Consider the following 9,662-nt stretch of genomic DNA (forward strand, 5'->3'; position numbering starts at 1 on the left):
TAATTTAAGATCGCAGTCTATTATTTAAAGCCAAATGGAACGCATGACTCAAGTGCCTAATTACTCCTCAATTTGTATTTTAAGACTCTCTGCCATTGGTGATGTGTGTCATGCTGTTAGTGCTGTACAAGCAATTCAAAAAGCACACCCCAATGCAAAAATAACCTGGGTTATGGGCAAAGTAGAAGCCATGTTGCTTGCCGACTTACCTGGGGTTGAGCTGGTGGTTTTTGATAAAAAGCAAGGTAAAGATGCACTTAAAAAATTAAAACATTCTTTTAAAGGGCAACAGTTTGATGTGCTACTTAATATGCAAGTTGCATTAAGAGCTGGCTTTGTTGCGCGCTGTATTCCGGCTAAAGTGAAAATAGGCTTTGATTGGGCTCGTTCAAAAGAATTACACAGCTTGTTTATAAATAAACGAATAGCCCCACAAAAAGAAGCGCATGTGTTAGAGGGGTTTAAAGGCTTTGCGCAGGCCATTGGTGTTAAAAACTATTCACCTACCTGGGATATGCCTTATACCTTAGCGGATGAAAGAAAAGCAGATGAGTTGTTAGGACCTGGGTATTTGTCAGGTAAGCTATTGGTGATATCGCCTGCGGCCAGTAAAGCCCAGCGCAACTGGCTGCCTGAGCGCTACGCAGCGCTTGCTGATTACGCGCATGATCAGGGCTTTAACGTGGTACTAACGGGCGGCCCAACTGAGCTTGAGATTAATTTAGCTAACCAAATTATAAAACACAGTCACTGCACTATTTTAAACCTAGTAGGTAAAACAAAACTTAAAGAGCTGCTATGTGTGCTTAAGCGCGCTGATATAGTACTCGCCCCCGATACCGGCCCTGCACATATGGCGGTAACGGTAAGTACGCCGGTTATTGGTTTATATGCGCATTCTAATCCTGCACGTACAGGCCCTTATTTATATCAAGACTATGTAGTTGAGGTATATCATCAAAACCTGCTAAAGCAAACGGGTAAAACAGCGCAACAATTGCCTTGGGGAACGCGCGTTAAGGGTGATGACTTAATGAGCCAAATAACCGTAGACAGTGTTAAAGCTATGTTTGACCATGTGGTACAAAAAGAGTCTATCAAATGAGTGTACAAGAAAAAAACAAAGCGCTTTTTTTAGACCGCGATGGTGTTGTTAACGTTGATCATGGCTATGTATATCAAAGTGAAAAATTTGAATTCATAGAGGGTGTGTTTAGTGCCTGTAAAGCATTTTATGATGCAGGTTATAAAATTATTATAGTGACTAATCAATCGGGAATAGGCCGTGGTTACTACACTGAAGAAGACTTTTTAGCCTTAACTCAGTGGATGAAAACTCAATTTAGTGAGCACAATATTAAAATTACAGATGTGTACTTTTGCCCGCACCACCCCAAAAAAGCGCTAGCGCAATATTTAAAACAGTGCCAGTGCAGAAAACCAGCGCCAGGTATGCTGTTACAAGCTATGCAAGAGCATAATATTCACCCTTCTAGCAGTGTTATGGTGGGGGATAAACTCAGCGATATGCAAGCGGCAGAAAAAGCACATATTGCAACGCGTGTTTTGGTGCGTTCAGGCCAGCATATAGATGAAAGTGCCAAACAACATGCTGATCTCGTGATTAACTCGATACGTGATTTACCGACCGTTATCACTCTTTAGATTGAGCCTTCTTATTCATCTGTAAAGTGGCAGGAATTCCTGCCAATTCGGGTGTTTGCGATGAACTGCAAACCGTGCATTTTACGCGTTAAACTTTTACAATACATCCCATCATAAACAGTGGCTTTAATGTTGTTGTTTACCCGTTCATTTAATTGGAGACTACAGATGAGAGCATCTGCTTTTTTTAGCCAACTACAAGAGCAAATCGAAGACGTTAAAGCGCAAGGTTTGTATAAAAGTGAGCGTATTATTACCTCGCAGCAACAAGCTCAGATAGAGGTTGCGTCTGGCGATAAAGTTATTAATTTTTGTGCTAACAATTACTTAGGTTTAGCAAATAGCCCAGAATTAATTAAAGCTGCGCAAGATGGTTTAGACGACCATGGCTTTGGTGTTGCCTCAGTACGTTTTATCTGTGGCACGCAAGATATCCATAAAACACTAGAGCAAAAAATTAGTGAGTTTTTAGAAACCGAAGACACCATTTTATATTCGTCTTGTTTTGATGCTAACGCGGGCCTATTTGAAACTATTTTAGGCGCTGAAGATGCTATTATTTCTGACTCTCTCAATCACGCATCAATTATTGATGGTGTTCGCTTATGTAAAGCTAAACGCTTTCGTTATGCTAATAACGACATGGTGGATCTTGAAAAACAATTAATTGCAGCTGATGAAGCCGGCGCTAAAACAAAATTAATCGCCACCGACGGCGTGTTTTCAATGGATGGTGTAATTTGTAACCTTGAGGCTGTGTGCGATTTAGCTGATAAGTACGATGCATTAGTGATGGTTGATGACTCGCATGCAGTAGGCTTTGTTGGCGAAAATGGTAAAGGCACCCCTGAGTACTGTAATGTGCTTGACCGCGTAGATATTATTACCGGTACGCTCGGTAAGGCGTTGGGCGGTGCATCAGGCGGTTATACATCAGGTAAAAAAGAAATTGTTGAATGGCTGCGTCAGCGTTCTCGTCCTTATTTATTTTCAAATTCCTTAGCGCCTTCAATTGTGACAGCGTCTATTAAAGTGCTCGAAATGCTTGAAAATGGTGGCGAGTTACGCGCTAAACTTTGGTCTAATGCAAAATATTTTCGTGAGCAAATGGAAGCTGCTGGCTTTACCTGTGCGGGTAAAGATCATGCCATTATTCCTGTCATGCTTGGCGATGCAAAAGTAGCGTCACTAATGGCAGACAAGCTACTTGCAGAAGGCATTTATGTAACTGGGTTTTCGTTCCCCGTTGTGCCAAAAGGTCAAGCGCGTATTCGTACACAAATCTCTGCTGCACACAGCATTGAACAGCTAGATACCGCTATTGCAGCCTTTACCCGTATTGGTAAAGAAATGGGTGTAATTTAAATTTTTATAAGCCGAGGTCAGTCCTTGGTTTTTAGTTGAGTGTTAACTATGAAAGCATTATCTAAATTAAAAGCAGAGCCGGGTATCTGGATGACAGATGCGCCAAAGCCTGAAGTTGGCCATAACGATTTACTTATTAAAATTCGTAAAACGGCAATTTGCGGCACCGACGTTCATATTTACAAATGGGACGAATGGGCGAGTAAAACTATTCCTACGCCTATGGTTGTTGGCCACGAATACGTAGGCGAAGTGGTTGATATGGGCCAAGAAGTACGCGGTTTTGCAGTGGGTGATCGCGTATCCGGCGAAGGTCATATTACCTGTGGGCATTGTCGCAACTGTCGTGCTGGTCGTGTACATCTATGCCGAAATACCACCGGCGTGGGCGTTAACCGTGAAGGTGCATTTGCAGAGTACTTAGTGATTCCTGCCTTTAATGCGTTCAAAATTCCCGACAATATTTCTGATGAGTTGGCGTCTATTTTTGACCCGTTTGGCAATGCAGTGCACACAGCTTTATCGTTTGATTTAGTGGGCGAAGATGTACTTATTACGGGAGCAGGGCCAATTGGTATTATGGCAGCAGCCGTAGCTAAGCACGTGGGGGCTCGCCATGTTGTGATTACCGATGTTAACGAATACCGTCTTGAGCTTGCGCGTAAAATGGGCGCTACTCGTGCCGTTAACGTTGCCAATGATAAGTTAGAAGATGTAATGAATGACCTGGGCATGACAGAAGGTTTTGATATTGGCCTTGAAATGTCAGGCGTACCAAGCGCATTCAATTCTATGCTTAATAACATGAACCACGGTGGTAAAATTGCCATGTTAGGTATTCCACCTTCAGATATGGCAGTAGATTGGAACCAAGTAATCTTTAAGGGCTTAGTAATAAAAGGTATATATGGCCGCGAGATGTTTGAAACTTGGTACAAAATGGCAAGTTTGATTCAGTCTGGCCTTAATTTAGATCCAATCATTACGCATCAGTATTCTGTAGATGACTTCCAAGCTGGCTTTGATATGATGATCTCAGGTCAGTCAGGAAAAGTAATTTTAAACTGGGATTAATTCTACAAAATTACAAGAAGGGCGGCTGTGGCCGCCTTTTTTTATTTAATTTATAAAGAGATTTTAATGGCTTTTAAACATATATCTATAGAACAAACACATGAGCTACTTGATAAAGAAGACGTAGTAATTGCAGATATACGCGATCCTAACTCGTACCAAGCAGGGCATATCCCTGGCTCTGAAGCGCTTTCAAATGCCAATATAGCTCAATTTATGATGGAAAAAGAGTTTGATCAGCCCATTATTATTGTTTGCTACCACGGTATGAGCTCACAAGGTGCGGCGAGCTACCTAGTCGAGCAGGGTTTTGAAGATGTTTACAGCATGGATGGTGGCTTTACTGCTTGGGAAGCGGCTTACAGCGAGCAAGTAGAGCGATGATTGAATTAGGTAGCTTAAATAACCCACGCGCTGCGCAAGGGTTTATAGACTACTTAAAAAGCCAAGGCTTAGAAGGGCAGTTACACTCACCTGATGGCAGCAATGTGGTTATAAGCGTTAAGCCTGAACATTTTCATCAGGTGCAACCGCTATGGGCGGAGTTTGTACAAAACCCAAATCATGAGCGCTATCAACAAGCTTCTTGGGATGTTGGCAGCACACAATCTGGCTTAACGTATCAAGGGCAGTCGCTTAATTTAGTAGCGCGCTTTAAAGCACTAAGCTGGCTGAATAAAACCGTCAGTATTGTAAGCGTTGCTATTTACTGTGCATTTTTATTGGGTGGCTTTGAGCAAATATACACTGCTTTGCAGTTTAACCCGAGCCAACCACTGAACTGGTTTACGCCGGCACTTGTTCATTTTAGTGCAATGCACATTGTATTTAACCTAATTTGGTGGATGTCGCTTGGCGATAATATTGAAAAACAATGCGGTAAGCTCAGTTTAGTCGGGTTATTTGTGGTTACTGCACTGATTAGTAACTGGGCCCAGTTTATAATCGTGGGTCCCAATTTCGGCGGGTTAAGCGGTGTTGTGTATGGGTTATTGGGCTTTTGTTGGATTCACGGCTATTTAAACCCTAAGCAGCCTGCGCTAGTGAGCACAGCGATTGTTGGCTTTATGTTAATTTGGCTAATACTTGGCTTTGCAGATGTTTTGTTTGTTGGTATGGCTAATTGGGCGCATTTAGGTGGGCTTTTAAGCGGCATGGCTTACGCCGTAACCGCTCATTTATTTAATGCTAAAAAAACGTGAGCTTAATGGTATAAGTACTTAGTAAATAATACTTCACGGATAATCTCTTGGCCTGTTTCTTCTTTTAACAGGCTTTTTAATTTTTCGGCACACTTTGCTCTAATTTCTTCACGCCCAGTAAGCGACTTTATTTTTTCTTCAGGCTCTTTTGAGAGTATTTCTACTAATGCATCGCGTAAAAGTGGAGTGTGATGCTCTACAATTGCAATGTCTGCGTTATTGCTAAGCATTAAGTCTATAGTCACGCGTACATAGCCCATTTTTTTACTTGAGGCACCTATGTAATTGGTAATTATATCTGGCTCAAAACCAAAATAACCCACTGTGGATTGTGCTTTTGCCCAGAAGCTAAAACAGCTTAGGCATAGTGCTAAAAAACCTGCGTATACTATTTTTTTCATCTTTAGTGTGTTTCCATTTTCTTAATACAAATAGTTTATACTTAATAGCGCTTAATAAACAGCTTCTACAATTATTTATCGCCAGTAAAACATCACTTTTTCAAATGCTTCGGCAATGTTATCATCGTCTTGGTTTTTATTTTATTGAGCTATTGTGATTACATTTCCGCTTTCTATATCTGCCAATTGGCAATGTGCATCTTTGGTAAATAACTTATCTGAGTTAGAGCAAGAGTGGCTATTTGAGCCACATTCGTTAACCGCTAAATTAAAAAGTAATGCACAAAGTTTTAGTGTAAAAGTGCTCAATGAGCAAACTTTTACTTTAAGCGATGCACAGCAGCAATTACTTGGTTCAAACACAAATAAAGCACTTAAGCGTGAGGTGCTTTTATTGTGTGACAATGCACCTATGGTGTATGCCCAAAGCTGGCTGCCAAGTACACAAACAACACTGCATAATATGGGGGCACGCCCTTTAGGCGATGTTATTTTTCAACACCCTGAACTTACCCGCAGCAATATTGAAGTAGGACGCTTTGACTCAGAGCATGCACTGCAGTCACTTGTTAAAGAGTTGAATTTAACCATGCGCCCGTTACTAGGCCGCCGTAGTGTGTTTTCTATTAATGATTACCACTTTTTAGTGTGCGAAGTATTTTTACCCGGAGCCTATTTGTACTCATGAAATTAGCCCCTTTGCAATTACAGCATAGCCCTTTTTATATTCAACTTATGCGCGTTGATAAGCCTATAGGTACATTATTATTACTGTGGCCTACTTATTGGGCGCTATGGCTTGCAAACAGTGGTATGCCTAGTCTAGTTAACTTTATTGTATTTACCTTAGGCGTAATTGTTATGCGCAGTGCTGGCTGCGTTATAAATGATTTTGCTGATAGAAAAATAGACGGCTCAGTTAAGCGTACAGCAGGGCGTCCTTTAGCCACCGGACAAGTAAGCGCCGGTGAAGCATTGAGTTTATTTGTATTACTCATAGCCATCGCCTTTGTACTAGTATTGCTACTTAGCATCAACACTATTTTATTGTCATTTGGGGCGTTGGCACTGGCTTTTTGCTACCCATTTATGAAACGTTATACGCACCTTCCACAGGTGGTCTTAGGCGCTGCATTTGGTTGGGCAATACCTATGGCATATATGGCATCAATTGACACATTGCCGCTGCAGGCATGGCTGTTATTTACCGCAAATATTTGTTGGACGGTAGCGTACGATACTATGTATGCCATGGTCGACAGGGATGATGATTTAAAAATAGGGGTTAAATCTACTGCTATTTTGTTTGGTAAATACGACCGTCACATTATATTTTTATTAAACGCAAATTTTATAGCGCTGTTGGCACTTATTGGCTTAATTAATCAGCTAGGCTTGGCGTTTGTTGCTGGTTTATGTACTGCCGCTGGGTTACTTATTTATCAGCAAGTGCTTATTCATAAACGTGCGCGTGATGCATGTTTTAAAGCGTTTTTAAATAATCACTATGTTGGATTAGCCATTTTTATTGGCTTGTTCTTGTCATTTGTATTTGCGCGTTAATTTCATCTCAACGTTATTAATTTAACCTCAGCATAGCCACTAGTTGTTGTGGCTATGTTTTTTTATCGTGGGGGATCAATTACCCCACTTATTGACGCGTTCTTTCTAAACCAGCCAGTAATAGAGTAACGCTCATTAATGGCAGGTAATACCTCGTGTGCAAATCGCTCGCTTTCAAACATAACGAGTGTCCCTGCGGTGGGTTTAATTATTATTTCGATGTGCTTACTTTTTGGTTTGTATATAACAAGCTCGCCACCTTGCTCGGGCGTATTTAAATAAAGTACTGTTGTAAATACGCGGTTAGAACGCCCTTTAAACGCATCTAAGTGCTTTTTATAAAAATCCCCATTTGTATATTTTGCATAATGGCATTCGTAGTCAAATAACCCCATAAAAAACTGACGATTAAATGTTGTCTTTATACTTTCCATTAGAGCTTGATAAGTTAGTTGGGCTTGCGAGCTGCCATCAAACCAATAGGTTTTATCTTTACGGATAGTTTTATCTATTTTTAAATCGTTTAAGCGGCCAATACCTGCAAGGCTAAAATGCGGGTTTATACGGTGGCAATCGGCCATTAAACTCTCTACTAGCTCATTAATAAGTGCGTTAGGGATAACAACATAGCCGTGGGTTTTTATTGCATCTAAATAAACATCAGGACTAAAAAGTGTGTTCATTCATGTCTGTTGATTAAAAAAGGTGCGACAGTGTAGCCTAAAAAAATTTAATAGCTAATGGTTTGTGCTGCGCTACTAAAGCAAATAAAAAACCTCCCACGTAAGCATATAAACGAAAAGTGCTTTTGAGGTTAGGCTACTGTGCTGCAGGCCTTGGCAAAAAGAAGAGTAGAACAGTGAAAGATTGACTAAACGGGCTGCCCTTAAAAGCTTAAGGGCAACGCTGGATGCTATTTTCCTTGGATTAATTAATCGCGGTAGATGCTTTTTTGATAAGCGATAATAAATGGTCAATGTGTTCGCCAACCGCTGCTTGTTGGCTTGTTTGTACAACAAGTTGTTCGTGGCTTAAGTCTTTATTTGTTTTTAGCTGTACAAGCTCTGTGTGCTCAGCAAGCGTATTGGCGTGTTCAATACTTGCAATAGCAAAGTGATCTGACTTAACCAGCCCTGACATTACTTGCTCAATGCTACCTACTTTAATACTCGCTGATTTATTGAGCATATCGATAGCTTCGTTAAGCATGCTTTGGACCTGTTTAGACTGAGAAAAACAGCCATACATAGGGTAACTGTCTAAATCGTGTTTGCTGATATCGCTTTTATTCGCTAGCGGGTGGTGTTTAGAAACAAACAACACCAGTTGGTCCGGTAGGTGTATGTCGCTGCCTATGCTGTTAATAGCCTGCGAATAAACACTAATATCAATTTCACCCTCTTGTAGCTTTCTTGCAAGTTCATGTTGTTCTTGCAATTGCATTTCTATTTTTACATGTGGGTATTGCGCTAAAAACTGTCCGCATGATACGGGCACTACACTACTGGCTTTATTGGTATAGCCAATCACTAATTTTTCATCTGAATTGCCATTAACAGATTGAGAAATTCTTTTTTTTGTATGCTCAAGTTCGGCAAGGGTATTTTTGGCGTAATCAAGAAACAGCTCACCTTCGGGTGTTAATTTGACTGAACGGGTTGAGCGTTTCACCAGTTCGTACCCCATTTCGTCTTCTAAGGTTTGAATGCTACGTGTGAGCGCTGATGTGCTTATTTGAGTTTGTTCGGCTGCTTGTCTGAAGTGGCGTAGCACACCAAGCGCTACAAATTGTTCTAACTGTTCAAATCTCACTTTATAGTCCCTTTTTATAAGTAAGTCGCGTGTGCCGCGAACATCAATAATATTAGATTCAAGCGCTTATAAGCGAAGCCTAATATATAACTGTGTTTGCAAATTTATGACATATTTGCCTCAGCATATCCCTCTTTTAGTATTATTTAAAGAGAAGACGCATTTAAAAGTATTACCAATTAGGCTTAGTTATAGTGATTTATTACTCTATTTTAAACTAGGTTAAATGAGCAAGTAATATTAAATACAACAACTTAGGCTCTTTGTAGCGTACAAAAGTAATACTTTAGACATAATTTAGCATCAATTAATAAAAAAGTATGCCAGAAAAAAGGCTATACGAAAATCTTACTTAGTGATTTGTAATGATATGATGCATAGTAACTTAAAGTATTAGGGTCTGTTAATCTTTCAAGGTTAAATTTGCAGCAGTCTGTTTGGTGTTTAGGCAAGGCAGAGCCTAAGTAGTGTGGTTATTCCCCATAATTGGGCGATAACGTAGCATTAATGCCAAACAGGCGCTGCCCAAAGGGTTCTTCCTAGGGGCTATTTACTCTTTGTTGCTCGGCATTTACTTAGC

11 protein-coding genes are annotated in these 9,662 nt (G+C 40.5%); 8 read left to right on the plus strand and 3 right to left on the minus strand.

Going from position 1 to position 9,662, the window contains the following annotated elements:
* The first annotated feature begins 43 nt into the window (after nucleotides 1-43).
* The 6 genes from CWC17_RS16470 to glpG all read left to right on the plus strand — a co-directional run bounded on the left by CWC17_RS16470 (nucleotide 44) and on the right by glpG (nucleotide 5,306).
* The gene (locus CWC17_RS16470) at nucleotides 44-1,105 is read left to right on the plus strand and encodes a glycosyltransferase family 9 protein (protein WP_138614078.1); all 1,062 of its coding nucleotides are present in this window, start codon (nucleotides 44-46) and stop codon (nucleotides 1,103-1,105) included.
* A complete protein-coding gene (gmhB, locus tag CWC17_RS16475; RefSeq protein ID WP_138541785.1) occupies nucleotides 1,102-1,665 on the plus strand; it encodes a D-glycero-beta-D-manno-heptose 1,7-bisphosphate 7-phosphatase in 564 nt (187 codons plus the stop codon). Before CWC17_RS16470 ends, gmhB begins: the two co-directional genes overlap by 4 nt.
* A 168-nt stretch (nucleotides 1,666-1,833) precedes the next feature.
* Nucleotides 1,834-3,030, plus strand: coding sequence for a glycine C-acetyltransferase (locus tag CWC17_RS16480; protein WP_055014895.1), 1,197 nt, complete (start codon nucleotides 1,834-1,836; stop codon nucleotides 3,028-3,030).
* 48 nt (nucleotides 3,031-3,078) lie between these two features.
* Nucleotides 3,079-4,104, plus strand: coding sequence for an L-threonine 3-dehydrogenase (gene tdh / locus CWC17_RS16485; protein WP_055014896.1), 1,026 nt, complete (start codon nucleotides 3,079-3,081; stop codon nucleotides 4,102-4,104).
* 66 nt (nucleotides 4,105-4,170) lie between these two features.
* Complete coding sequence (glpE, locus tag CWC17_RS16490) at nucleotides 4,171-4,488, plus strand: thiosulfate sulfurtransferase GlpE (RefSeq protein ID WP_055014974.1); 318 nt, start codon at nucleotides 4,171-4,173, stop codon at nucleotides 4,486-4,488.
* Nucleotides 4,485-5,306 carry a rhomboid family intramembrane serine protease GlpG gene (gene glpG / locus CWC17_RS16495; protein WP_138541789.1) on the plus strand — a complete coding sequence of 274 codons (822 nt, stop codon included), beginning with the start codon at nucleotides 4,485-4,487 and terminating at the stop codon, nucleotides 5,304-5,306. The genes glpE and glpG overlap by 4 nt, the downstream gene beginning before the upstream one ends.
* 2 nt (nucleotides 5,307-5,308) lie before the next feature.
* On the opposite strand, the gene CWC17_RS16500 is transcribed toward glpG, so the two are convergent.
* Nucleotides 5,309-5,707, minus strand: coding sequence for a flagellar basal body-associated protein FliL (locus CWC17_RS16500; RefSeq protein ID WP_055014898.1), 399 nt, complete (start codon nucleotides 5,705-5,707; stop codon nucleotides 5,309-5,311).
* A gap of 154 nt (nucleotides 5,708-5,861) precedes the next feature.
* On the opposite strand from CWC17_RS16500, the gene CWC17_RS16505 reads away from it, so the two are divergent.
* Both CWC17_RS16505 and ubiA read left to right on the plus strand, forming a co-directional pair.
* Nucleotides 5,862-6,395: a chorismate--pyruvate lyase family protein gene (locus tag CWC17_RS16505; RefSeq protein WP_055014899.1), complete on the plus strand. Its 534-nt coding sequence runs from the start codon at nucleotides 5,862-5,864 to the stop codon at nucleotides 6,393-6,395.
* Nucleotides 6,392-7,270: a 4-hydroxybenzoate octaprenyltransferase gene (ubiA, locus tag CWC17_RS16510; protein WP_055020109.1), complete on the plus strand. Its 879-nt coding sequence runs from the start codon at nucleotides 6,392-6,394 to the stop codon at nucleotides 7,268-7,270. Before CWC17_RS16505 ends, ubiA begins: the two co-directional genes overlap by 4 nt.
* Before the next feature lie 62 nt (nucleotides 7,271-7,332).
* On the opposite strand, the gene CWC17_RS16515 is transcribed toward ubiA, so the two are convergent.
* Both CWC17_RS16515 and CWC17_RS16520 read right to left on the minus strand, forming a co-directional pair.
* The gene (locus CWC17_RS16515; RefSeq protein ID WP_138614080.1) at nucleotides 7,333-7,953 is read right to left on the minus strand and encodes a 2OG-Fe(II) oxygenase; all 621 of its coding nucleotides are present in this window, start codon (nucleotides 7,951-7,953) and stop codon (nucleotides 7,333-7,335) included.
* A gap of 244 nt (nucleotides 7,954-8,197) precedes the next feature.
* Nucleotides 8,198-9,082, minus strand: a complete 885-nt coding sequence (locus CWC17_RS16520) for a LysR family transcriptional regulator (RefSeq protein ID WP_055014901.1) — start codon at nucleotides 9,080-9,082, stop codon at nucleotides 8,198-8,200.
* Between the last annotated feature and the right edge of the window lie 580 nt (nucleotides 9,083-9,662).

The organism is Pseudoalteromonas sp. S3785 (assembly GCF_005887365.1).
Classification (GTDB): domain Bacteria; phylum Pseudomonadota; class Gammaproteobacteria; order Enterobacterales; family Alteromonadaceae; genus Pseudoalteromonas.